Origin of the sequence: Mycetocola sp. (genome assembly GCF_025464835.1) — a bacterium.
Taxonomy (GTDB): domain Bacteria; phylum Actinomycetota; class Actinomycetes; order Actinomycetales; family Microbacteriaceae; genus Mycetocola_A.
This window is the reverse complement of record NZ_JAODMP010000006.1, coordinates 32,652-55,997: the sequence shown is the minus strand read 5'-3', so window position 1 is coordinate 55,997 and position 23,346 is coordinate 32,652. Positions and strand designations below refer to the sequence as shown.

Below are 23,346 nucleotides of genomic sequence, written 5' to 3'. Positions count from 1 at the left end.
GGGCGCTGGTCGCTCTGATCACGGGATGAGCGGTCGGCAAGCGCTCAGGGCGCCCGGCGTAGGATGGCACCGTGCCAGCAGTTAATTTGGGAATGCCCAAGGTCCCCGAAACCCTCGCTCCCCGTCGGAAAACCCGCCAGATCAAGGTCGGCAAGGTTCTCGTCGGAGGCGACGCTCCTGTCAGCGTCCAGTCGATGACGACGACACCGACGCCGAACATCAACGCGACGCTCCAGCAGATCGCCGAGTTGACGGCATCCGGCTGTGACATCGTCCGTGTCGCCGTGCCCAGCCGTGACGACGCCGAAGCGCTTCCGATCATCGCGAAGAAGAGCCAGATCCCGGTCATCGCAGACATCCACTTCCAGCCGAACTATGTATACGCGGCCATCGACGCCGGTTGCGCCGCCGTGCGGGTCAACCCAGGGAACATCCGCAAGTTCGACGACCAGATCGCCGAGATCGCCCGCCGCGCGAAAGCCGCTGACGTCTCGATCCGGATCGGCGTGAATGCAGGCTCACTCGATCCCCGCCTGCTGCAGAAGTACGGCAAGGCAACCCCTGAGGCGCTCGTTGAGAGCGCCGTCTGGGAGGCAAGTCTGTTCGAAGAGCACGACTTCCACGACTTCAAGATCTCGGTCAAGCACAACGACCCGATCGTCATGGTGAAGGCCTACCGGCTGCTCGCCGAGCGTGGCGACTGGCCCCTCCACCTCGGGGTAACCGAGGCCGGCCCGGCATTCCAGGGCACCATCAAGAGCGCGACGGCGTTCGGCATTCTGCTGTCCGAGGGCATCGGCGACACCATCCGCGTCTCGCTCAGCGCCCCGCCCGCCGAGGAGATCAAGGTGGGCCTGCAGATCCTGCAGTCGCTGAACCTGCGTGAACGCAAGCTCGAGATCGTGTCATGCCCGAGCTGCGGACGGGCCCAGGTCGACGTGTACAAGCTCGCTGACGACGTCACTGCCGGCCTCGAAGGCATGACCGTTCCCCTCCGCGTCGCCGTGATGGGATGCGTCGTGAACGGTCCGGGCGAAGCCCGCGAAGCGGACCTCGGTGTCGCGTCCGGCAACGGCAAGGGTCAGATCTTCGTCAAAGGAGAGGTCATCAAGACCGTTCCCGAGTCCGAGATCGTCGCAACGCTCATCGAGGAGGCCAACCGACTCGCCGCCGAAATGCCGCCGAGCGACACATCGCTCGGCGCTCCCGTCGTCAGCGTCAGTTAGCTTGTTGACGAGTCCGTCAGCGGGCTGACGAGTCTGTCGCCGCGCTACGGCGCCCGGTCCGTGTCGCTGTCCTGGCCGTCGAGCAGACCGGCCTCCTCCATCGCCTCCTGGGCGCTCGGCACATCCGGCTCCTCGTTGTGCCCGTCACGGAGGGGCAGGTCATCGGGTGAGTTGCCCTTCATCCCTTCACGTTCCTTCGGCCCTCCGAAATCGGCCTTACCCGCGTTTGGAGTCATCGTCATCCTCTCTATCCGGCTCGGATCCGGCTCGTCGAGAAGAACCGAATCTGGGACAGCCGGTCACCGCGCGAGCACAATCCGTAGCGCTTCCTACGGTATGCGGCCCCCGAGGGACCTGTCGAGAGGGAGCGGACGCCTTTGTGTGGCAGAGGCTTCCAGCCCGCGACGTGCGCGCGCCGAGCCGGGGTGGAAGAGTCCGTGATCTGGAGATGTCAAGGACTCACCGGAGTCGCCCCTGAGGCGTAACGTTGCGGGCCAGACGAACGGAAAGGAATCACAGATCATGGTTACCGCACGCGAGATCATGACGCCGGGCGCCGAGTGCATCGGGGAGAACGACAACCTCGTGACGGCCGCACAGAAGATGCGCGACCTGGATGTGGGGGCGTTGCCTATTTGTGGTGAGGACGGCCGGTTGCACGGCATGCTGACCGACCGAGACATCGTCGTGAAATGCATCGCCGCGTCCGGTGACCCGTCGTCGGCGACGGCAGGGTCATTCGCCCAAGGCAAACCCGTCACGATCGGCGCTGATGACGATGCCGCCGAGGCACTCCGCACGATGGAGAAACACCAGGTCCGCCGTCTCCCTGTCATTGACGGGCACACCCTGGTAGGGATGCTTTCCCAGGCGGATGTCGCTCTGTCGCTCAACCCCACCGACGTGGGTGAGACGGTCGCCGAGATCTCGGAGTGACCCGGCGCTCCCGCTGGCCGTCGTGCCACGTCCGGCCTGCGCCGGCGACCGCGGAGAACGTCGCGTCTCATGGCATCCGTGGTCATTCCTGCCCTCGTGGTCATCGCCCGTCTGCTCGGCCTTCTGGCGCCGTGGCCGTACCAGCAGGGAACCGAGAACTGGGCGATGCAGGCACAGGGACACGATCTCGGGAACCTGATTGCGGTTGCCGTGCTCGTCACGGCTCGGCCGGATCGAGCGGCTCGTCGTTTCGCAGCATCGGATCCGCAAGATCCTCGAATCGCTGCCGCACACGCTGTGCCATCACGACGCAGTCGGCGTGAACGTGTTCTCGACGGACGGGGAACCGTGCTCATCGATTGGGAGTCCGCCGGCCCAGGACCTGTGGCGGACCTGGCGTCCCTGTTGTCTCCTCCGCCCGCCGCGGGTTCGACGTGGTGCCGTTTCTCGCGTGACCGGCCCCGCGGCACGCCGGGCGAGGCAGGAACGCGCGAACGTATCAGAGCGGCAAATTCCCAGCGGGCTGGCGTATCCCGTCGATTAGACTGACCGGATCGTGGGCGGCAACGGTGCTCCCCGCGCGACTTCCCGGGAGAAGCCTGCCGTGACCCTGACCGCAGAACCCAGCACGCCGGTACAGCCGGCCGAGCTCGCGCGTGCCCATGACATCCTCACAACGATCGTTCGGGCCTACGGTGCGAAGGTCGTCGGGCAGTCCAGTCTTCGCACCAGCCTTCTCGTCGCGCTGATGACCGGCGGGCACGTTCTGCTCGAGAGTGTGCCAGGCCTCGCCAAGACGACGGCAGCCGAGTCGATCGCCGAAGCCGTCCAGGCGCGATTCAAGCGAATCCAGTGCACGCCGGATCTGCTGCCATCCGACATCATCGGAACCCAGATTTACGATCCGGCGACAGGACGTTTCGACACGCAGCTCGGCCCCGTCCACGCGAACTTCGTGCTGCTCGACGAGATCAACCGGTCAAGCGCGAAAACCCAGTCGGCCATGCTCGAAGCGATGCAGGAGCGCCAGACCTCGATCGGCGGAGTCAACTATCGCCTTCCGCAGCCGTTCCTGGTTCTGGCGACGCAGAACCCGATCGAGCAGGAAGGCACCTATCACCTGCCCGAGGCGCAACTGGACAGGTTCCTGATCAAGGAGAATCTGGACTATCCGAGCCTGACCGAGGAGGCGGAGATCGTTCGCCGGGTCAATGCCGGCATCTACGACGAATCGGCGCCTGTGCTTGCCTCCGCGTCGATCGACGACGTGCTGTTCCTTCAGTCGCTTGTCCGACGGGTCTACCTGGACCCATCGATCCTCAACTACATCGTCCAGGCTGTTTTCGTCTCCCGGAACGCCGACCAGTACCTTGCCCCTGACCTCGCCGGTTACATCCAGTACGGCGCAAGCCCGCGAGCCTCGATCGCTTTCAGCGCCGTCGCGCGTGCCCTCGCTCTGCTGAACGGACGGGAGCATGTCATCCCGGAGGACGTCAAATTCTTCCGGCACCAGGTGCTCAGACACCGCCTGATCCTGGGCTTCGAGGCGGCCGCCGACGACGTCGAACCCGAGACGATCATCGACGCGATCTTCGCGGCGATCTCCGTCCCCTAGGGCGCACCGTGGACGAGCTGCTCCACCGAGTGAGAACGCGACTGGCGATCCGCGCCCACCGCAAGGTACGCGGACTGCTCGACGGCGAGTATGTGTCACTCTTCCACGGCAAAAGTCTCGACTTCGACGACCTGCGCGCGTACATACCCGGCGATGACGTCAAAGACATCGACTGGAAAGCCACAGCGCGCGTGGGCTCTCCGCTCACGAAGAGATACATCGCCACGAAGAAACACGCCGTGCTCCTCGTCGTCGACACTGGCAGGGACTTTGCCGCCCTCTCGGAAAGCGGAATGCTCAAGCGTGATGTCGCGATCCTGGCCGCCGGGGTGCTCGGCTACCTCGCCGTTCGTCACGGCGATCACGTCGGACTCGTCGCCGGCGATGCAGACAGCACTGAATACGTGCCACTTCGCGGCACCGAGTCGCACCTCGAACGCCTGCTCCGCGTGATACACAAGCGCACAAGCCTCAGCGCGGCCCCCAGCTCCCTTCTCGCCCAGCTCGACTACGTCCGGCGCACGTTCCGCCGCCGGATGCTGCTGATCGTGCTCGCCGACGACGGAGCCATCGCCGCCGACCGGGCCGGTGAACTGCAGCTCGTGCGACGGCTGCACGCCCAGCACGAGATCCTCTGGATCACCATCGGCGACGCCGATCCCACCCGCGACGAGTACGCCGACCGGGACATGATCGACGTCGCAGACGGGCGGGAGCTTCCGCCGTTCCTGCGCAGCAACAGCGCTCTTCGCGCAGAATTCGCCACCGCGGTCGCGAGCCGCACAGCGGCATCCGCCGAGTTGCTCGATCGGATCGGGATCTCCAGCCGCCGCATGTCGAGCGACGATGAGGTCGTGCCTGGGCTCTTCCGTCTCCTGGAGGTGCACAACCATGCCAGGCGGTGAAGGTTTCTACCCGCCAACCATGTATGCGCCGATCTGGGCGATCCTCGGCGTGATCCTCCTCGTGCTGATCGTGGCCTGGTACGTGTTCGTCTGGTGGTGGCTCAACCGCAAACACCGGATGCCGCAACCGCCTCCGGCGGCCGACCCGCTCGTCGAGGCGGCGCGGTTGAGGAGCAAGTATTACTCCCTGATCGAGGAGGTGGAGGAAGCCTGGCGCGCAGAGGAACTGAGCACGCGGGCAGCTCACCAGAAACTCGGCACTCTTGTGCGGTTCTTCGTCTTCGAATCCAGCGGCCGCAAGGCACAGGTCATGACGCTTGAGGACCTCAACCAGGCCAACCTCCGATCGGTCGCCGACGCCGTCGAACATTACTACCCGGCCGAGTTCGCCGCCGTTGAACAGGGCGACGTGCGGTACTCCGCTGACGTGGCGCGGGAGGTGGTTGGCACGTGGAGCTGATGTACTGGTGGATGCCGGTCCTCTGGCTCGCCACTACGGCAGGGGTCGTTGCCCTGGCGCTGTGGCTGCGCGCGAGACGCAGGGCCAGGGCGCTCGCGACTGCCGTCCCGGTTGCCCATTCCGACCGGCTCACCCAGCTGCCCGCTTACCGTGCAGCGCTGGTCAGGTACCGCGCCGCCCTGTACGGTGCCGTCGTCGTCGTATCGCTCGTGCTCGTCGCCGCGGTGCTGATGAGCTCCCGGCTGGTCAGCATCAGCAGTTACCAACCGGAAATGCGCAACCGTGACATCGTGCTCTGCCTGGATGTCTCCGGATCGATGATTGACTACGACGCGGCGATCGTGCGCACGTTCCGTGACCTCGTCGACGAATTCGACGGTGAACGGATCGGGCTCGTGCTGTTCAACGCGTCAGCGGTCACCCATTTTCCCCTCACCACCGACTACCGCTTCGTCCGCGAGCAGCTCACGCGTCTCGAGAACGACCTGTCGTCGCCGCTCTCCGACTACGCGTTCATCAACGGAACCCTGCTCGGCGAAGGTTCATCCCTCATCGGCGATGGACTGGGCTCCTGTGTCATGCGCTTCGACGATGTCGACAGGGAACGGTCCCGCTCGATCGTGCTTGCCACCGACAACTATGTCGCAGGCGAACAGATCCTCACGCTGCCGGAGGCCGGGGCTTTCGCGGCCGAGCGGAAGGTGCGGGTGTACGGGATCAACCCGGGAGACGTCACGAGCAAGGACTACATCGCCGAGTTCGCCCGCGAGATGGAACGAGTCGTCCTCGCCACCGACGGAGGCTACTTCGCCCTCGCCGACCCATCCGCGATCCCGTCGATCGTCGATGGGATAGAGGCGCAGCAGACCGAGCGGTTGACGGGGGAGCCGCTTCTCGTGCGCACGGACGAGCCGACCTGGCCGTTCCTCCTGAGCGTGCTCGGCACAGCGCTGATCATGTATTTCGGCTGGAGGCTCAAGCGATGACGTTCTCTCCGCTCCTCCCGGTCGGGATGCTCGTGGTCGTCCTCGGCGCGCTCGCCCTGTTCGCGATGGTGCAATACGCCAGGGCGCCGAGACGCCACGGCTCCTGGCACTGGCTGATCCGTCTGGGCATGGTGCTCCTGCTCTTCGGGCTGGCCATGCGCCCGGCGCTGCCCTCGAACCTCCAGCCCCCGACTGCGTCAGGCGATGTCGACGTTTACTTCGTTGTCGATACAACGAGCAGCATGGCGGCCGAGGACTACGGTCCAGCCGGCGAGCCACGGCTCGTCGGGGTGCGCGCCGACATCGCGGAAATCGCTTCGAAGCTCGCAGGCGCCCGGTTCTCACTGATCACTTTCGACGCCGAGACGGTGCAGCGGCTGCCTCTCACCACGGACACGTCTGCCCTGGTGTCTGGCACGGAGGCACTGAACCAGGAAGTGACCATCTACTCGGCGGGCAGCAGCATCTCGGCCCCCGCCGGCTACCTCGCCGAGCGATTGGCGGGGGACGCCGAACAATACCCTGACCGCACTCGCGTCCTGTTCTACCTCGGCGACGGCGAACAGACCTCATCCCGGGCGCCCGAGTCCTTCGAGCCGGTCAGGACCTTCATCGATGAGGGCGCCGTGCTCGGCTACGGAACCCAGACCGGTGGCCGCATGCGTCAGTTCAACGGATACGACGACAACGACGCCACCCGGCCATACATCACCTGGTTCAGCGACGCGGGTGTGCAGGACGCCGTGTCCAAAATCGACGAGGTGGCGTTGCAGTCGATAGCGACGCAGCTCGGTGTTGATTACCAGCACCGTGACGTGGCGGAACCCATCGACCCGGCCCTGGCTGGCATCACCGTCGGGAACGTCGACGCGAGAAGGGAACCCGTCGTCGACACCCCTGAGTTCTATTGGATCTTCGCGATCGGGTTCGGGATGCTGGCGCTCACGGAAGCAGGCGCGCTCGCCGTCGCTCTCCGTGACCTTCGCCGGCTGGGAGGGGGAGACAGTGCTGCTTAAGTCGAACGCTTCCGCGAAACGGACCAGGCGGAGACTGATCCTGTTCTCCCTCCCCGTCGTGCTCCTTGCGCTTTTCGTCGCCTGGAAGCTGTTGAGCATGCCGCTACTCGCGCAGCGGGGAATCGACGCATACGATCAGGGGCGCTTCGAATCGAGCGTTGAGGCATCCGATTCGCTGATGTTCCTCAACGTCGCCGAAACCTGGATCCCCTACTTCAACCGCGGGACCGCCCACGCAGCCGGGCAGGCGTACTCGGATGCGACAGATGACCTCGCGAAAGCACTGGAGAGGGCACCCCAGGAGCGCCGCTGCGACGTCCGGGTGAACCTCGCCCTCGCCTGGGAGCTGCAGGGCGACTCCTACTTCCAGGCGGGGTACTTCACCGGAGCGATCAAACTCTACGAGACCGCCAAGGCGGTGCTCGACGCCGGGGCGGACGAAGGATGCTTCGAACAGCAACCGTCTGAGGGACGGAACGAACAGCAGCCTTCGCCCCGGGAGCCGGACGAGACAGCGGAGAGGCTCCAACAGGCCGACGAGCGGGTCGCCGAGAAGCTCCGGCAGAGCGAGCAGCAGGAGGCTCCTGCGCAGCCGGAGGCGGATGCCGGCCAACCGGGGGAGGCGAACGACGGGGCAAAGGGCAAGGTCGACGAACTCAAAGAGCGAAGCGACGAAGCCGAGAAGGAGAAGCAGAACCAGGATTCCACCCAGCGCGGGCAGGACGGCAGCAGGGACTACGTCGAGAAGCCGTGGTGACCCTGCGGGAACCGGAGCGACGGGGCGCGCCTCCGCTCGGCGATAGCATTGACGAATGGTTACGCGCCTCACCAACTTTTTCCTGAAAACTCTCCGTGAAGACCCCGCCGACGCCGAGGTGGTCAGTCATCGCCTCCTCGTCCGAGCCGGGTACATCCGTCGGCAGGCGCCCGGCATCTTCGCCTGGCTGCCGCTCGGCCTCCGCGTCAAGGGCAAGATCGAGCGCATCGTCCACGAGGAGATGACGAACGCCGGTGCGCACGAGGTGCACTTCCCGGCGCTGCTGCCTCGCGAACCGTATGAGATAACCGGCCGGTGGGACGAGTACGGTGACGGGCTGTTCCGGCTCAAGGACCGCAAAGGCAGCGACATGCTCCTCGCTCCTACCCACGAGGAGGCGTTCGCCCTCCTGGTGAAGGACCTGTACTCCTCGTACAAAGAACTGCCACTGTCGATCTACCAGATCCAGGACAAGTACCGCGACGAGGCACGCCCGAGGGCCGGCCTGCTGCGCGGCCGTGAGTTCACCATGAAGGACGCATACTCCTTCGACCACACGGATGCCGGCCTCGAGGTCAGCTACCAGAAGCAACGCGACGCATACGAGCGGATCTTCACCAGGCTCGGTCTCGAGTACGTCATCGTCGCGGCAGACGCCGGGGCGATGGGCGGCTCCAAGAGCGAAGAGTTCCTGCACCCGACAGCTGTCGGTGAAGACACCTTCGTGCGCTCGGCCGGCGGATACGCCGCAAACGTCGAAGCGTGGACGACCATGAGGCCGCCCGCTCTCCCGATCGACGGCCAGGCGGAGCCGGTGGTTCACGACACCCCTGACACCCCCACCATCCAGACACTCGTCGAGCTCGCCAACGCGGAACACCCGCGTGCAGACGGCGTCGCCTGGACGGCTGCGGACACCTTGAAGAACGTGGTCCTGGCGCTGCGTGCGCTCGACGGAACCCGCGAGCTCGTCATCGTCGGCGTTCCCGGCGACCGCGACGTCGACCTCAAACGCGCCGAAGTCGCGTTCGCGCCCGCCGAGATCGAAGCGGCGACAGACGCCGACTTCGCCAGGCACCCGGGACTGATCAAGGGATACATCGGGCCGTGGAGCGAGGACGGTGCCGTCCTGGGCGAGAAATCGGCCACAGGCATCCGCTACCTGCTTGACCCCCGCATCGTCGATGGCACCAGCTGGATCACCGGTGCCAACACCGACGGCAGTCACGTCTTCGGACTCGTCGCCGGCCGCGACTTCGTCGGCGACGGCATCGCCGAGGTGGCTGACGTCCGCGCAGGCGACCCGGCCCCTGACGGGTCAGGCCCGGTCGAACTCGCCCGTGGCATGGAGATCGGGCACGTGTTCCAGCTCGGACGCAAGTACGCAGAAGCACTGGGACTCAAGGTGCTGGACGAGAACGGCAAGCTCGTCACCGTCACGATGGGCTCATACGGAATCGGGATCACCCGCATCCTCGCCATCATCGCCGAACTCAACAACGACGAGAACGGCCTGATCTGGCCAGAGACGGTCGCCCCGTTCGACGTGCACGTGGTCGCCACCGGCCGTGACGCAGCCGTGTTCGAAGCGGCAGAGTCCGTGGTCGCCGACCTGGAGGCATCCGGGTTCGATGTGCTCTTCGACGACCGGCCGAAGGTCTCCCCCGGGGTCAAGTTCGGCGACGCTGAACTCCTCGGAATTCCCAAAATCGTCATCGCCGGCCGCGGCGTTGCCGACGGCCTCGTCGAACTGTGGGACCGCAGGACGGGCGAGCGCACCCCGGTGCCGATCGCTGAGGCTGCCGCCCGCCTCAAGGGCTGATCCTGGCAGGCATCCGCCCTGCGTTGTCGAAAACGGCTGGACTTCCTCGCGAAGCCCAGCCCTTTTCGGCGCAGCAGGGCTCCGAACCGCTTGACCGCGCCCCCTGCTGCGCACAGTGGTGACGGAAACCGGCAACGTCGGGTAAGTTAGAAGATCGATCCGCCAGTGTATGAGTGGCGGTGGCAGCTGAATAGAGGGGTACCCCGGTGGACATCGATCTCAACGTACTGAAGATGATGGAGCGGGAGAAAGAGATCCCATTCGATGAGCTCGTTCAGATCATCGAACAGGCCATTCGCACCGCGTATGTGAAGAGCCAGACCGAGCCAGGCGAAGCCGAGCCCGAAGTGCGTGTCGAACTGAACCGCAAGACAGGGCATGTCGCGGTCCTGGTGCCCGAACTCGACGCAGAGGGCGTCGTCATCGGCGAAGCCGAGTCCACCCCGGAGGACTTCGGCCGGATCGCCGCCTTCGCCGCGAAGCAGGTCATCAACCAGCGCCTCCGCGACATCGCCGACGATGCGATCCTCGGTGAGTTCAAGGGTCGCGAAGGCGACATCGTTGCCGGGGTCGTGCAGCAGGGTCCGAACCCGCGGATGGTGCACATCGACCTCGGAACCATCGAAGGCATCATGCCCCCGGAGGAGCAGGTCCCGGGCGAGGAGTACCGTCACGGTGCTCGCATCCGCGTCTACGTCACGAGCGTGTCCAAGGGAATGAAGGGGCCGCAGATCACGCTGTCGCGCACCCACCCGTCGCTCGTCCGCAAGCTGTTCGCACTCGAGGTCCCCGAGATCGCGTCGGGCGTCGTCGAAATCGTGTCCCTGGCCCGTGAAGCCGGCCACCGTACCAAGATCGCCGTCCGTGCCACCGACCCGAGCGTCAACGCCAAGGGCGCCTGCATCGGTGAGCTCGGACGCCGCGTCCGCGCCGTGACCGAAGAACTCGGCTCCGAAAAGATCGACATCGTCGACTACTCACCGAACCTGGCCACCTTCGTCGCGAACGCTCTGTCGCCCGCGAAGGTCACGAGCTCGTTCATCCTCGACGAATCCACCAAAGCCGTGCGCGCGCTCGTCCCCGACTACCAGCTCTCGCTCGCGATCGGCAAGGAAGGCCAGAACGCCCGCCTGGCCGCGAAGCTCACCGGGGCAAAGATCGACATCCAGCCAGACAGCATCCTCGAGGACGACTGACACCAACCCGAACACAATTGAGGGGATGCTAGGATGGGACCTGTTAGAACGTGCGTCGGATGCCGCGCTCGCGCCGACAGGTCCTCCTTGATGAGGATTGTGGTCCGGGATTTCGAACTCGTGGTGGATACCGCCGCGGTTCTCCCCGGTCGAGGTGCGTGGCTGCATCCGCAAATCCAGTGTTACCAACTCGCAGTGAAGCGGCGGGCCTTCGGGCGTGCCTTACGCACCGACGGGAAGCTCGACACGGCAGCACTAGAAAATTCAGTACGAGAGAACAGGCTGAACGGCTAATGGACAACTAATGAGCGGCTCGAAATGAGACCCGTCCGTAATTAACGGTCCGCCCTGTCTGGGTGGACCCAGACAGGAGAATAGTGGCTGGAAAACCACGCGTACACGAGATCGCTTCCGAGCTCGGTGTCGACAGCAAGGTAGCCCTTGCAAAACTGAAGGAACTGGGCGAGTTCGTCAAATCGCCCTCTTCGACGATTGAACCTCCGGTGGCGCGGAAGCTCCGCGCTGCCCTCCAGGCAGACGGTGCCAAGCCGTCCGCTGACGCCCCGGCGGCAACGGCGTCGAAGTCGCCGGCGAAGCCCGGATCGCGACCTGGGCCGACACCGGCTCCCGCACCGGCTCCGGCACCCGCACCGGCTCCGGCACCCGCACCGACCCCGGCACCCGCCGCGAAGGCCACACCGGCTCCCGCGCCTGAAGCTCCGGCCGCACCCGCCGCTGAAGCTCCTGCCCCGTCAACGCCTGCCGCCCCGGCTGCTCCTGCCGCCCCGGCTGCAGACGCCGGATCGGGCGAGAAGCCGGCCAGCGCTGGCGGACCCCGCCCCGGTGCTCCGCGCCCCGGCAACAACCCGTTCGCCAGCGCACAGGGAATGGGGCACCGGGCGAGCGGAACCCCGCGCCCCGGCAACAACCCGTTCGCCAGCGCGCAGGGGATGGGCCAGCGCCCGGCAGCAGCCCCCAGCCCAAGCAACATCCCTCGCCCGCAGGCGCCTCGGCCGGGTTCACCGCGCCCAGGCGCGCCTCGCCCCGGTGCTCCGCGCCCAGGCGGCGCGGGCGGATTCCAGCGTCCAGGCGGCCCCGGCCGCCCAGCCGGCGCCGGCGGATTCCAGCGCCCGGGTGCCCCGGCAGCAGGTGGTTTCCAGCGTCCAGGCGGCGCCCCGGGAACCCCAGGCTCCAACTTCGGCCCCAACCGCCCCGCGGGCGGCGGCGGTCGTGGCCGCGGCCCAGGCGGCGGAACAGCCGGTGCGTTCGGTCGTGGTGGCGGCAAGAGCAAGTCACGCAAGTCGAAGCGGGCCAAGAGGCAGGAATTCGAACTCAGGGAAGCCCCGTCGCTTGGCGGCGTGAGCGTTCCCCGCGGTGACGGAACCACCATCGTGCGGTTGCGTCGCGGAGCATCCATCTCGGACTTCGCCGACAAGATCGACGCCAGCCCAGGCAACCTCGTCACCGTGCTGTTCCACCTCGGTGAAATGGCGACAGCGACTGAGTCCCTCGACGAGGCGACCTTCGGCATCCTCGGTGAAGAACTCGGTTACCGGATCCTCATCGTCTCCCCGGAGGAGGAGGACCGCGAGCTTCTCGAGGGCTTCTCCATCGACCTCGACCAGGAGCTCGAAGACGAAACGGACGAAGACCTCGAGGTCCGTCCTCCTGTCGTCACGGTCATGGGTCACGTCGACCACGGTAAGACCCGGCTGCTCGACGCCATCCGTAACGCAAACGTTGTCGCAGGTGAGGCCGGTGGCATCACCCAGCACATCGGCGCGTACCAGGTCGTTGCCGAGCACGAAGGCATCCAGCGCCCCATCACCTTCATCGACACACCTGGGCACGAGGCATTCACCGCCATGCGCGCCCGTGGTGCGCAGGTCACCGACATCGCGATCCTCGTGGTCGCGGCGGACGACGGCATCATGCCCCAGACGATCGAAGCACTCAACCACGCCCAGGCGGCGAACGTGCCGATCGTGGTCGCAGTGAACAAGATCGACAAGGAATCAGCGAACCCGCAGAAGGTGCGCCAGCAGCTCACCGAATACGGCCTTGTCGCCGAAGAGTACGGCGGAGACGTCATGTTCGTCGACGTGTCGGCTCGCAACAACATCAACATCAAGGAACTCCTTGACGCTGTGCTGTTGACAGCAGACGCCGGCCTCGACATGCGCGCGAACCCGAACAAGGACGCACGCGGTGTCGCGATCGAAGCGAAGCTCGACAAGGGTCGCGGTGCTGTTGCCACCGTGCTCATCCAGTCGGGAACGTTGAAGGTCGGGGACCCGATCGTCGCAGGAACGGCCTACGGCCGCGTCCGTGCGATGGCCGACGAGAACGGCGACGCGGTCGAATTCGCGACGCCTTCGCGTCCGGTCCAGGTTCAGGGCCTCTCCTCGGTGCCTCGCGCCGGTGACACCTTCCTCGTCACGGACGATGACCGCACCGCACGCCAGATCGCTGAGAAGCGTGAAGCCGCGGAGCGCAACGCCCAGCTGGCCAAGTCCCGCAAGCGCATCAGCCTTGAGGACTTCACCCGTGCACTCGAAGAGGGCAAGGTCGAATCGCTCAACCTCATCATCAAGGGTGACGTCTCCGGTGCCGTTGAGGCGCTCGAGGAATCGCTGCTCAAGATCGAGATCGACGAGAGCGTCCAACTGCGGATCATCCACCGCGGTGTCGGTGCGATCACGGAGTCGGACGTCAACCTGGCGACCATCGACAACGCGATCATCATCGGCTTCAACGTTCGCCCCGACCCGAAGGCCCGGGAACGTGCCGCTCGCGAAGGCGTCGACATCCGGTTCTACTCGGTCATCTACAACGCCATCGACGATGTGGAAGCAAGCCTCACCGGCATGCTCAAGCCCGAGTACGAAGAAGTCCAGTCCGGTGTCGCCGAGATCCGCGAGGTGTTCCGTTCCTCGAAGTTCGGCAACATCGCCGGTGTCATCGTCCGCTCAGGAACGATCACCCGGAACGCTCGGGCGCGGGTCATCCGCGACGGCGTCGTGGTCGGCGACAACCTGGCCATCGAATCGCTGCGTCGTTTCAAGGACGACGTCACCGAGGTTCGGACGGACTTCGAGGCTGGTATCGGCCTCGGCAAGTTCAACGACATCCAGATCGGTGATGAGATCGAGACCACTGAGATGAAAGAGAAGCCGCGCGTCTAAGTCGACGTCGGCGGCGGCAGCCTCCGTGCACCGCCGGGACCCTCCAGGATTCCGGCTGGCGCATCGGAGGCTGCTGCCGCCGGTACCGCAACCGCAGTAATGGCTTAAGGAGAAAATCATGGGCGAGAACCCACGAGCACGCAAACTGGCCGACCGCATCCAGGAAGTGATCGCCAAGCGCATCGAGCGCGGTATGCGTGACCCCCGCCTCGGGTTCGTCACCATCACCGACGTCCGAGTCACCGGGGACCTGCAGCACGCCAGCATCTTCTACACGGTGTACGGCTCAGACGAGGAACGTGCAGACACCGCCGCGGCGCTCGAAGCCGCCAAGGGGATGTTCCGCAGCGAGGTGGGCAAGAACATCACCGCCCGGCTGACCCCGAGCCTCGAGTTCATCCACGACGCGCTCCCTGAGAACGCCAAGCACCTCGACGAGCTGCTTGCCCAGGCTCGTGAACGGGACGAGTCGATCGAAGCACTCAAGTCGACGGCCACATACGCCGGAGACGAAGACCCCTATGTCAAGCCGCGCGTGATCGCGGACGACGAAGACTAGAGCCGTACGTCGACAGGGCTGCGAGCCGCCTCAGGGCAGCACGTAGCCCTGTTCTCGTTCCACGGCCAGTCCGTCAGCGAGAAGGCCGGCCAGCGCCCGCTCGCTCTGATCGGCATCCGGCCAGAGCGAGTCGATCTCGCCTCTGGACACGGGGATGTGCGCCGCACGCAATTCGGCCATGATCAAACCGCGCACCTGGCGGTCGCTGCCCGCATACCTTTTCTGGGCCGCCTTGCGTTTGCCGTCGAACGGCGGATAGCCGGCCAGGCGCCATGCGCAGGCATCCGCTATCGGGCAGGCGTCGCACCGGGGGTTCCTCGCCGTGCAGACGATAGCCCCGAGCTCCATGATCCCGGCGTTGAAGGCGTGTGCCTCGGCCAGATCATCCGGGAGCACCGCTTCGAGTGCTGCGAGGTCGCGTCGAGAAGAGGGAGGTCCAGGCTCGCCGTCACCGTCCACCGCTCGGGCGAGCACGCGCCGGGTGTTCGTGTCGACGACCGGATGCCGGGAACCGTACGCGAACACGGCAACCGCTCTCGCCGTGTAGTCGCCGACGCCGGGCAGCGACAGCAGAGCCTCGACGTCGTACGGGACGACTCCGCCGTGGCGCTCGGTGATCTCGACGGCCGCCCGGTGCAACCACAGTGCACGCCTCGGATACCCGAGGTTCGCCCACGCCCGCACCGCTTCACCGGGGGGCGCAGCGGCAAGGTCTGCCGGGGTCGGCCAGCGCTCCAGCCACTCCGCGAGACGGGGGATCACGCGGGCGACCGGGGTCTGCTGGAGCATGAATTCGGAGACGAGGGTGCCCCAGGCGGGGAAACCAGGCTCCCGCCAGGGCAGAGCCCGCCCTGAGACGGCGAACCAGTCGATGATCCGGGCGGGGAGGGCGGAGGTTGTGCGCATCACATCCAGCGTAAGCGACCGGGCGTCCTCCTTCTCCGGCCGATTCTGCGGGGGTAGGCTCGGATCATGAGACTGGTCACGACTCCGCGGGTGGACCTGTTGCGGGAGCTGCGGGCCGAAATCCTGCACAACTACCGCGTCGGCCGCGTTCTCGTGGCCGTCGACGGCATCAGCGGTTCAGGCACCGCTCGATTCGCCGACGACCTCGCCGAGGTGCTGAGGGAGGAGGACCGCACGGTCTTTCGGGCCTCCATCGACGACTTCCACCGGCCGCGGGAGGAACGGTACGCACGGGGCCGCGAAGCGGCCCAGGGGTACTACTCGGATTCGTTCGACTACTCGCTGTTCCGCCGGGCGCTCATCGAACCGTTCCGAATGGCGGGCAGCACAGGCTTCCAGCTCGTCGGCTTCGACGAGGAACGGAACGTGGGGGAGGGGGCGCGCTGGGCGACGGGTCCCAAGGATGCCTTCCTCGTCGTGGACGGGGTGTTCCTGCACCGCCCCGAGTTGCGCGGACTCTGGCACTATTCGATCTGGCTCGACGTCCCTCTCGACGAGGCCTATCGGCGCCTGCACGAGTGGATCGGCGCTGACCCGCGCGCGGACGCCCCGTCCAACGCCCGTTACGTCGGAGGCCAGACGCTGTACACGCTCGACGCCGCCCCTCGCGGCCAGGCCTCGGTCGTCATCGACAACGCCGACGAGGCGCACCCGACGCGGTCGTTCCTCGACAGCTGCTGACCGGCATCCGCTCTCTCCCACACCTTCGCCCACCTCGGATTTCAGGAACGGCCCTCACATTCAGCAGAAATGAGCCGACACGCCGTACCGGGGGCTTCTGGCACGGCGTGTCGCACGAGATCTGCTGAATGTGGGGTCGTCGGAATCCGGCGTAGCCCGGATGCTGGCGCCGTCTGCCGACGTGAAGAACGTGTCAACGGCGAAGACGCGCGAGAACCTCTGCAGGTGCCAGGAACTCGCCGGACTCCTCGACCTCGTGCACGAGTGCCGTCAGGGCGGCGTTGACGGGAGCGGAGAACCCGGCAACCCGCGCTTCACGCACGACAGCGCCGTTGAGGTGATCGATTTCGGTGCGCTGGCCGCGTTTGATGGACTGCAGCGTCGACCCGGGGTTCGGCACGGACCCCATCCGGGCGGCGAACAGGAGCGGAAGCACTTGGCCGACGACAACGGGTAGCCGTGCGAACAACCGCAGGTTGCGGTCACTGAGTCCCTGAAGGGCTCCGAACCGGATGCCTCTGGCGATGCCGGCGCGGACGGCCTCTCTCATGCTTCTCACCATCACCAGCCTCAACCGCCGGTTCGCAATGACCGCCTGCACGCTGAGCCCGGTGACCGCGGGAAGGGCGTTCAACTGGTTCACAACCAGTTTGGTCCACTGAGCCCCGACGAAATTGCCGATCGCGCGAACCGGGAACGCCTCGCCAAGGACCGCGGCGAACCGGAGGACCTCGTCGTCCGGCTCCCCGGTGCCTCGGCCGAGGTAGGTGGTCGCCGGCGTCGTCACCGTCACCGATCCTGGTTCCAGATACGAGGCAGCGATAATGGAGAGCGCACCGAAACAGGGGGAGTCGGGCAGAGCCTCGTCCGCCGTCCTCACCCCGTCGAGCCCGTTCTGCACGACCAGCACCGGGGTTCCGGCCAGCGACGCGCCATGCTCGGACAGTGCGGCAGAAGCATCCTGTGCCTTCACCGTCAGCAGGGCAAGGTCCACCGGTTCCTCGAGCGTCGGGACGGCGACAAGGCGGGTCGTACGCCAGCCCCCGAAGCCGCCGGACAATTGCACGCCCGATGCCGAAACCGCTTCGAGCTGCGCAGCCCTGGCAACGAGCAACACCTCGTGCCCCGCCTTGTCCAGAAGGGCCGCGAAGGTGCAGCCGAGCGCCCCTGCCCCGATCACAGCGATTCGCATCCCGCCAGCCTACGATCTCCGCGGTCGCGTTGGCGCGCTATCCGCCTGTGGGAAGATGGTTCGTCGAAAGCTAACAGGGAGTGCAGTGAATTCCGGAATCCTGCTCGTGGACAAACCTCAGGGGATCACGAGCCATGACGTTGTCTCCCGCACCCGGCGTCTCGCCGGAACCCGCAGGGTCGGCCATGCCGGCACCCTCGACCCGATGGCAACCGGCCTGCTGATCCTCGGCGTCAACGCCTCCACCCGATTGCTCACCTATGTCGTCGGTCTCGACAAGGAATACCTCGCGACGATCCGCCTGGGCTCGTCAACCACGACCGACGATGCCGAAGGGGACGTCGTCGCGACCGCAGAGCCGGATGTCGTCGCCGCCGTTCGCGAAGACGCGATCGCCGCAGGCATCCGCACGCTCACCGGGGCGATCAGTCAGGTGCCCTCGAGCGTCAGCGCGATCAAGGTCGACGGAAAGCGGGCATACGCGCTCGTCCGCGCTGGAGGGAACGTCGAACTCGCGTCACGACCGGTCACCGTCTCGGCCTTCGACATCCTCGACCGGCGCGACGCCGCTGGCACGATCGACCTGGATGTGCGCGTCGTGTGCTCCTCAGGCACATACATCCGCGCCCTGGCACGCGATCTCGGATCCGCCCTCGGCGTCGGCGGGCACCTCACCGCCCTGCGGCGCAGCCGTATCGGGCCGTTCCACATCGCGGACGCATCGCGGCTCGACGAGCTCGACGTTGCGGCAAGCCTGCTCTCGCCCGCTGCCGCGGCATCCGCCCTTTTCCCCGCGATCTCGCTGACCGAAACTCAGGCCGTCGACCTCGGCCACGGGAAACGAATCGACGCCGCAGGGTTCGGGGATCTCGGGGAACCAGGGCAGGGCGGCCTGTACGCGGCGGTGGCGCCGGACTCCCGGCTCATCGGCCTGCTGCGCATCACCGACGGCGTCGCGAAGAGCGCCGTGAATTTCCCGCCGGATGAGGCGGACGTACCTGGGCGGAGGGCAGGGGCATGATCGTCTGGTTCACGACGGCCCAGGTCGCTGTCGCCGTCGTCGCCGGGCTGCTCTGCGTCGCCCTCGGTCTCGCCGGCCGCAAGCCGAGCGATCTCAGCCTCGGCGCCCTTGCTCTCGTCGAACTGCTCCTGGTCGTCCAGCTCGTCGTCGCGATCGTGGCGCCGGCGACCGGGAACGAACCGGTGGGGAACATGCTCGAGTTCTACACATATCTGGTCTCGGCGTTGATCGTGCCCCTCGCTGCGGCCTTCTGGGCGCTCGTCGACCGCAGCAAGTGGAGCACCATGGTCATCGGCACTGCCGCCCTCGCAATCGCCGTCATGGTGTACCGGATGCAGGAGATCTGGACCACACCCGTCGGGTGAGCGAGCGGGGCGGGAAGAAGTCCGTTGGCTAATACACTGGGAAAGACATGATCAAGAACACAGGGGCGGCCAGAGCGACCGAGGCTTCGCGGGAGCGCCCGGCTCGCATCTCCGGCATCGGCCGGATCCTCGTCGCCGTCTATGGCGTACTGGCACTCGCAGCCACCGGTCGGTCGTTCGTTCAGATCGTCGGCCGGTTCTCCGAGGCTCCCGTCGCATACTCGCTCTCGGCCCTCGCCGCCGTGGTGTACATCGTCGCGACCGTCGCTCTCATCCGGAGTGGGAGCGGGTGGTACCGTCTCGCCTGGATCGCGATCAGTTTCGAAATGGCCGGCGTCCTCGTCGTCGGTCTGCTCAGCATCCTCGACCCGCAACTGTTCCCGGATGACACCGTGTGGTCGTACTTCGGCCGCGGCTACCTGTTCATTCCGCTCGTGTTGCCGATCCTCGGCCTGTGGTGGCTGGCCAGGCACCGACCGACCCGCGGCGCCATCGCATGATCACGTTCTCAACACTTTCCGACATCCCGGAGGGCTTCCGCCCTTCGGCGGTCACGATCGGCAAGTTCGACGGCGTCCACGCCGGCCACCGCGCCGTGATCACCCGGCTCCGTGCCGCTGCCGCCCAGGAAAACCTCCGCTCGGTCGTCGTGACCTTCGACCGGCATCCTCTCGCTCTTCTCTCACCCGAGAAGTGCCCGGACGCGCTGGTCGGCGCCGACCAGAAGCTCGATCTGCTGGCCGGAACAGGCGTAGACGCGACGCTCCTGCTGACCTTCGACCGGGAGCTGTCGCTCCAATCGCCCGAGGACTTCGTCACGAGCATCCTGGTCGACGCTCTCTCCGCGCGCCTGGTCCTCGTCGGCCACGACTTCCGGTTCGGCCACAGAGGAGCAGGCGACGTCCGCCTCCTGGTCGAGCTCGGCGAAAAGTACGGTTTCAGTGTGGAGGTCATCGCCGACGTCACCCCGAAAGACGGCAGGAGGGTGTCCTCCACCTGGATCCGGGAACTTCTCTCCCAGGGCAGTGTCTCCGACGCCGCCGTGCTGCTCGGTCACGCGCCATCCGTCCGCGGGATGGTCGTGCACGGAGCGAAACGCGGTCGGGAACTCGGTTATCCGACGGCAAACCTGTCTCCTGAATCCCATGGCCTGATCCCCGCCGATGGTGTGTACGCCGGATGGCTCAAGGTCGGGGACACCCGCTTCCCCGCTGCGATCTCGGTCGGCAACAACCCCACATTCGACGGAGTCGCGCAGAAACAGGTCGAGGCGTACGTCCTCGATGAGGAGATCGATCTCTACGACCAGATCGTCGAGGTCGAGTTCGTTGAACGCATCCGCGGGATGGTCGCCTTCACCGGCATCGAACCGCTGATCGTGCAGATGGGCGACGACGTCGAACGGGTACGCCAGCTTCTCTCCTGAGCACCCGTCAGGCGAGACCCGGGGTCGGGGCCGGTGCGAAGATCGTCTCGCGAGAAGGGGGCTGCATCGCCTTCCGACCGTTGAGGAAGAGGACGATGCTGGCGGCATCGGCCACGATCTCGGACCCTGACCCGATCCGCCATCCCGCGTCTGCCGCGACGAGTGTCCGATGCCGCAACAGCGCGCGCGTCCGACGGGAGGCCGTGAGTGCGCTGACCGTGGCGACGCGGTGGGTGGTCTCTGCACTGAACGGCAGCCGAACCTCGAGCGGATGCAAAGCGTCGTACCCGTGGACGACGACCTCAGCCAGCTCACCGATAGTGGTCCGGCCGCGGCCGGCCGCTTTTTCGCCGGCGATGGCGCGCAACTGTCGCCGCAGCTCATCTGATCCGCCGCTGTCGGCGATGCCTCTGGCTATGTCGTCAAGCGTGCGCATCGGGTTCAGGTGCCGGCCGGTGACGGATGCCCTGACGACGTCGCTCGCGAGACTCACGGACCCCGTTCCCACCCGCCAGACCAGGTGTGAGACGGTGTCCTTCACGCTCCAGCCGTCGCACAGGCTCGGTGCGGCCCATTGCGACGCTGTCAGCGAGTCCAGCCCGTCGCAGACGATCTCGAGAGCATCGGAGATCCGCGCGCCGCGGACGGAGGAACGGGAACGGGAACCGGAGTCGGACATAGCCCAACCCTAAGCCCGCCCCTGGCCGTGGTCGAGCCGCCTAAGCTGGAGCAGTGACAGCCCCAGCGAATCGCGCCCTGCTGGCCGGCCGAGTCCTCGCTTTTGTCGGTATCGTCCTCGTCGCCGCGAACCTCCGCACAGCGGTGGCCGCACTGTCACCCATTGTCGGTCGAGTCTCGGCCGAGATCCCGCTCAGTGCGGTGGTCATCGGCCTGCTCGGCGCACTGCCCCCGATCTGCTTCGCCGTCTTCGGCATCTTCACCCCGATGCTTGTCCGACGGTCGCGGCTCGAGATAGTGCTCATCGGATGCCTTGTCGCCATCGTGCTCGGCCATCTCCTGCGCGGGTTCGCCGGCTCTGTCGGAATCCTCGTTCTCGGAAGCGTCCTGACGTTCGCAGGGATCGGTGTCGGCAATGTCCTGCTGCCCCCGCTCGTGAAGAAATACTTCCCGGATCGGGTCGGGCTTCTCACTGCCCTGTACGTCACAACCATGTCGGTCAGTACGTTCGTACCGCCGCTCGTCGCCGTTCCGGTCGCGGATGCCGCCGGCTGGCGTCTCTCTCTCGCGATGTGGGCCGTCGTCGGCGTGCTCGCGTTGATGCCGTGGGCCGGCATCCTTCTCCGCGGGTCCTCCCAGAATCCGGGAGCAGGTGTCGAGGACGTGCGCGCGGACGTTGCCCGCAGCCTGTGGAGGTCGCCACTGGCCTGGGCGCTTGCGGTCGTCTTCGGGCTCTCGTCGCTCAACGCGTACGCCATGTTCGCCTGGCTTCCCGTGCTGCTGGAGGAGCTCACTGGCGTGAGTGACGCGACCGCAGGCTCCCTCCTCGCGGTGTTCGCATTCATGGGCTTCCCGGCCGGGCTGCTCATCCCTCTGATCGCCGGCCGGATGAGAAACGTCGCCCTCCTGGTCTACCTGGCCGTCGCCCTGTTCATCGCCGGCTACCTGGGCCTGCTTCTCGCCCCTGCTGCCCTGCCCGGTCTGTGGGTGGGCCTTGTCGGGCTGGGTCCGATCCTTTTCCCGCTTGCCCTGGTCCTGATCAACCTCCGCACGCGTACCCATGCTTCGGCGATCGCTCTGAGTGGCTTCGTTCAGAGCATGGGTTACTTCTTCGGCGCTGCCGGACCGCTCGCATTCGGAATCCTGTACGCCATCACCGGCGGCTGGACCGCTTCGCTGATCCTGATGATCGTCCTCGCCCTCGGCGGCATCGGCGCCGGTGCCGTCGTAGCGCGCGGGCGGATGCTGGAAGACGGCGCCTGAACGCCACATTCGTGGTGCCCGACCCCGCCCCGCTGCTCATATGAGCAGAAAGGGCTACGACTGTTGAAAAGAGCAGAGCGGCCACATACGCTTGAGCGGGACGACGAGGAGGGAGCGCAGTGGAAGTCATCGACAACGACGAGTTGCTGTCCATCCGCGCTGCGGAGCTCTACTACGACGAGAACAAGACTCAGGATGAGGTCGGAGCCATCCTCAAGCTCACCCGCTGGAAGGTGGGTCGTCTCCTCGCCTCTGCAAAGGAGAAAGGCTTCATCCGGATCGAGATCGTTCATCCACGGGCTCGGCGCCTCATTCTCGAACGCAGTCTCACGGAACGTTTCGCGCTGTCGGACGCCATCGTCGTGCCAACAGCGGGAACGCACGGTGCAGACGATCTCCGCGCCCGCGCAGCGCAGGGTGCCGCCGACTATCTGGCCAGCCTCCGCCCCGTCCCGCGTACACTCGGCATCAGCTGGGGCCGTACACTCCACGATGTGGCCGAGCGCCTCACTGAAGGCTGGGCGACCGGCGTCAACGTCGTGCAGATCAACGGCGGTGTCAGCGTCAACCAGCGCGCAGGAACCGCTGCAGCCACCGCTTTCGAGATCGCGCGGAAAGCGGCAGGCCAGGCCACCCTGCTGCCCAGCCCCGCAATTCTCGAGCGCCGGGAAACCAAGCTCAGCATCGAGGCAGACAGAACAGTCGCCGGGGTGCTCAACCTGGCGGCGAGCGCTTCTGCCTACCTCTACAGCGCCGGTGTTGCCGGCTCCGATTCGGCACTGGTCGAGAGCGGTTATCTGACCGGGGCGGATGTCGACGAACTGGTCCGCCGCGGCGCCGTCGGCGACGTGGTTGGCAGGTACATCGACGCCGCCGGGATGATCGTCGACCCGTCCCTCGACGAACGCACCGTTGGCATGAGCCTCGACGCACTCCGCAGTGCCGCGACGAGCATCGCCGTGATCGCGGGGGAGGGCAAGCACGCGGTCGCCAGGGCGGTCGTGACCAGCGGCCTCTGCACCGTGCTCGTCACCGACGAAGGTACAGCTCTCGACTTGCTCAACCCCGATTTTCCGGCCTAATCAGGCCGC

24 protein-coding genes are annotated in these 23,346 nt (G+C 66.3%); 20 read left to right on the top strand and 4 right to left on the bottom strand.

Annotation, left to right across the window (positions count from 1 at the left end; translation table 11 throughout):
- The first annotated feature begins 71 nt into the window (after window positions 1-71).
- Window positions 72-1,226: a flavodoxin-dependent (E)-4-hydroxy-3-methylbut-2-enyl-diphosphate synthase gene (gene ispG / locus JWP90_RS00725; RefSeq protein ID WP_297358553.1), complete on the top strand. Its 1,155-nt coding sequence runs from the start codon at window positions 72-74 to the stop codon at window positions 1,224-1,226.
- Between the two features lie 44 nt (window positions 1,227-1,270).
- Here ispG and JWP90_RS00720 read toward each other — a convergent pair whose 3' ends face one another.
- Complete coding sequence (locus JWP90_RS00720) at window positions 1,271-1,462, bottom strand: hypothetical protein (RefSeq protein ID WP_297358550.1); 192 nt, start codon at window positions 1,460-1,462, stop codon at window positions 1,271-1,273.
- A gap of 286 nt (window positions 1,463-1,748) precedes the next feature.
- Here JWP90_RS00720 and JWP90_RS00715 point away from each other — a divergent pair, with 286 nt between their 5' ends.
- The 12 genes from JWP90_RS00715 (at window position 1,749) to rbfA (ending at window position 14,663) form a co-directional block, all read left to right on the top strand.
- Window positions 1,749-2,162, top strand: a complete 414-nt coding sequence (locus JWP90_RS00715; protein ID WP_297358548.1) for a CBS domain-containing protein — start codon at window positions 1,749-1,751, stop codon at window positions 2,160-2,162.
- Window positions 2,163-2,772: 610 nt separating this feature from the next.
- Window positions 2,773-3,777, top strand: a complete 1,005-nt coding sequence (locus JWP90_RS00710; protein WP_297358563.1) for a MoxR family ATPase — start codon at window positions 2,773-2,775, stop codon at window positions 3,775-3,777.
- A gap of 8 nt (window positions 3,778-3,785) precedes the next feature.
- The gene (locus JWP90_RS00705; protein WP_297358547.1) at window positions 3,786-4,682 is read left to right on the top strand and encodes a DUF58 domain-containing protein; all 897 of its coding nucleotides are present in this window, start codon (window positions 3,786-3,788) and stop codon (window positions 4,680-4,682) included.
- Window positions 4,669-5,142 carry a hypothetical protein gene (locus tag JWP90_RS00700; protein WP_297358545.1) on the top strand — a complete coding sequence of 158 codons (474 nt, stop codon included), beginning with the start codon at window positions 4,669-4,671 and terminating at the stop codon, window positions 5,140-5,142. Before JWP90_RS00705 ends, JWP90_RS00700 begins: the two co-directional genes overlap by 14 nt.
- Window positions 5,142-6,128, top strand: a complete 987-nt coding sequence (locus tag JWP90_RS00695; RefSeq protein ID WP_297358561.1) for a VWA domain-containing protein — start codon at window positions 5,142-5,144, stop codon at window positions 6,126-6,128. Before JWP90_RS00700 ends, JWP90_RS00695 begins: the two co-directional genes overlap by 1 nt.
- Window positions 6,125-7,144: a VWA domain-containing protein gene (locus JWP90_RS00690; protein WP_297358543.1), complete on the top strand. Its 1,020-nt coding sequence runs from the start codon at window positions 6,125-6,127 to the stop codon at window positions 7,142-7,144. Before JWP90_RS00695 ends, JWP90_RS00690 begins: the two co-directional genes overlap by 4 nt.
- Window positions 7,134-7,901 (top strand): hypothetical protein, encoded by a 768-nt coding sequence (locus JWP90_RS00685; protein WP_297358541.1) that lies wholly within the window; start codon window positions 7,134-7,136, stop codon window positions 7,899-7,901. Before JWP90_RS00690 ends, JWP90_RS00685 begins: the two co-directional genes overlap by 11 nt.
- Window positions 7,902-7,956: 55 nt before the next feature.
- On the top strand, window positions 7,957-9,723 hold the full coding sequence (locus JWP90_RS00680; protein ID WP_297358539.1) for a proline--tRNA ligase: 1,767 nt from the start codon (window positions 7,957-7,959) through the stop codon (window positions 9,721-9,723).
- Window positions 9,724-9,929: 206 nt separating this feature from the next.
- Window positions 9,930-10,919, top strand: coding sequence for a transcription termination factor NusA (gene nusA / locus JWP90_RS00675; protein WP_297358537.1), 990 nt, complete (start codon window positions 9,930-9,932; stop codon window positions 10,917-10,919).
- 33 nt (window positions 10,920-10,952) lie between these two features.
- The gene (locus JWP90_RS00670; protein WP_297358535.1) at window positions 10,953-11,213 is read left to right on the top strand and encodes a YlxR family protein; all 261 of its coding nucleotides are present in this window, start codon (window positions 10,953-10,955) and stop codon (window positions 11,211-11,213) included.
- An 83-nt stretch (window positions 11,214-11,296) separates the two neighbouring features.
- Complete coding sequence (gene infB / locus JWP90_RS00665) at window positions 11,297-14,104, top strand: translation initiation factor IF-2 (protein WP_297358533.1); 2,808 nt, start codon at window positions 11,297-11,299, stop codon at window positions 14,102-14,104.
- A gap of 118 nt (window positions 14,105-14,222) precedes the next feature.
- Window positions 14,223-14,663 carry a 30S ribosome-binding factor RbfA gene (gene rbfA / locus JWP90_RS00660; RefSeq protein WP_297358531.1) on the top strand — a complete coding sequence of 147 codons (441 nt, stop codon included), beginning with the start codon at window positions 14,223-14,225 and terminating at the stop codon, window positions 14,661-14,663.
- Between the two features lie 30 nt (window positions 14,664-14,693).
- On the opposite strand, the gene JWP90_RS00655 is transcribed toward rbfA, so the two are convergent.
- Window positions 14,694-15,569, bottom strand: a complete 876-nt coding sequence (locus JWP90_RS00655) for an A/G-specific adenine glycosylase (protein WP_297358529.1) — start codon at window positions 15,567-15,569, stop codon at window positions 14,694-14,696.
- A gap of 66 nt (window positions 15,570-15,635) precedes the next feature.
- On the opposite strand from JWP90_RS00655, the gene JWP90_RS00650 reads away from it, so the two are divergent.
- The gene (locus tag JWP90_RS00650; RefSeq protein ID WP_297358527.1) at window positions 15,636-16,310 is read left to right on the top strand and encodes a uridine kinase; all 675 of its coding nucleotides are present in this window, start codon (window positions 15,636-15,638) and stop codon (window positions 16,308-16,310) included.
- Between the two features lie 193 nt (window positions 16,311-16,503).
- On the opposite strand, the gene JWP90_RS00645 is transcribed toward JWP90_RS00650, so the two are convergent.
- Entirely contained in the window at window positions 16,504-17,502 is a 999-nt protein-coding gene (locus JWP90_RS00645; protein WP_297358525.1) for a ketopantoate reductase family protein, read from the bottom strand.
- Window positions 17,503-17,587: 85 nt separating this feature from the next.
- Between JWP90_RS00645 and truB the strand changes: the two genes are divergently transcribed.
- Genes truB through JWP90_RS00625 form a run of 4 tightly spaced genes read left to right on the top strand, consistent with a single transcriptional unit; the run spans window position 17,588 to window position 20,314 of the window.
- A complete protein-coding gene (gene truB, locus JWP90_RS00640) occupies window positions 17,588-18,523 on the top strand; it encodes a tRNA pseudouridine(55) synthase TruB (RefSeq protein WP_297358523.1) in 936 nt (311 codons plus the stop codon).
- Window positions 18,520-18,888, top strand: coding sequence for a hypothetical protein (locus JWP90_RS00635; RefSeq protein WP_297358521.1), 369 nt, complete (start codon window positions 18,520-18,522; stop codon window positions 18,886-18,888). The genes truB and JWP90_RS00635 overlap by 4 nt, the downstream gene beginning before the upstream one ends.
- Before the next feature lie 47 nt (window positions 18,889-18,935).
- On the top strand, window positions 18,936-19,388 hold the full coding sequence (locus JWP90_RS00630; RefSeq protein WP_297358519.1) for a hypothetical protein: 453 nt from the start codon (window positions 18,936-18,938) through the stop codon (window positions 19,386-19,388).
- Window positions 19,385-20,314 carry a bifunctional riboflavin kinase/FAD synthetase gene (locus tag JWP90_RS00625; RefSeq protein WP_297358517.1) on the top strand — a complete coding sequence of 310 codons (930 nt, stop codon included), beginning with the start codon at window positions 19,385-19,387 and terminating at the stop codon, window positions 20,312-20,314. Before JWP90_RS00630 ends, JWP90_RS00625 begins: the two co-directional genes overlap by 4 nt.
- Window positions 20,315-20,321: 7 nt before the next feature.
- On the opposite strand, the gene JWP90_RS00620 is transcribed toward JWP90_RS00625, so the two are convergent.
- Window positions 20,322-20,993, bottom strand: coding sequence for a maleylpyruvate isomerase family mycothiol-dependent enzyme (locus JWP90_RS00620; protein ID WP_297358515.1), 672 nt, complete (start codon window positions 20,991-20,993; stop codon window positions 20,322-20,324).
- A 53-nt stretch (window positions 20,994-21,046) separates the two neighbouring features.
- On the opposite strand from JWP90_RS00620, the gene JWP90_RS00615 reads away from it, so the two are divergent.
- Both JWP90_RS00615 and JWP90_RS00610 read left to right on the top strand, forming a co-directional pair.
- Window positions 21,047-22,255, top strand: a complete 1,209-nt coding sequence (locus JWP90_RS00615) for an MFS transporter (protein ID WP_297358513.1) — start codon at window positions 21,047-21,049, stop codon at window positions 22,253-22,255.
- 119 nt (window positions 22,256-22,374) lie between these two features.
- Window positions 22,375-23,337, top strand: coding sequence for a sugar-binding transcriptional regulator (locus JWP90_RS00610; RefSeq protein ID WP_297358511.1), 963 nt, complete (start codon window positions 22,375-22,377; stop codon window positions 23,335-23,337).
- The last annotated feature ends 9 nt before the right edge of the window (window positions 23,338-23,346 follow it).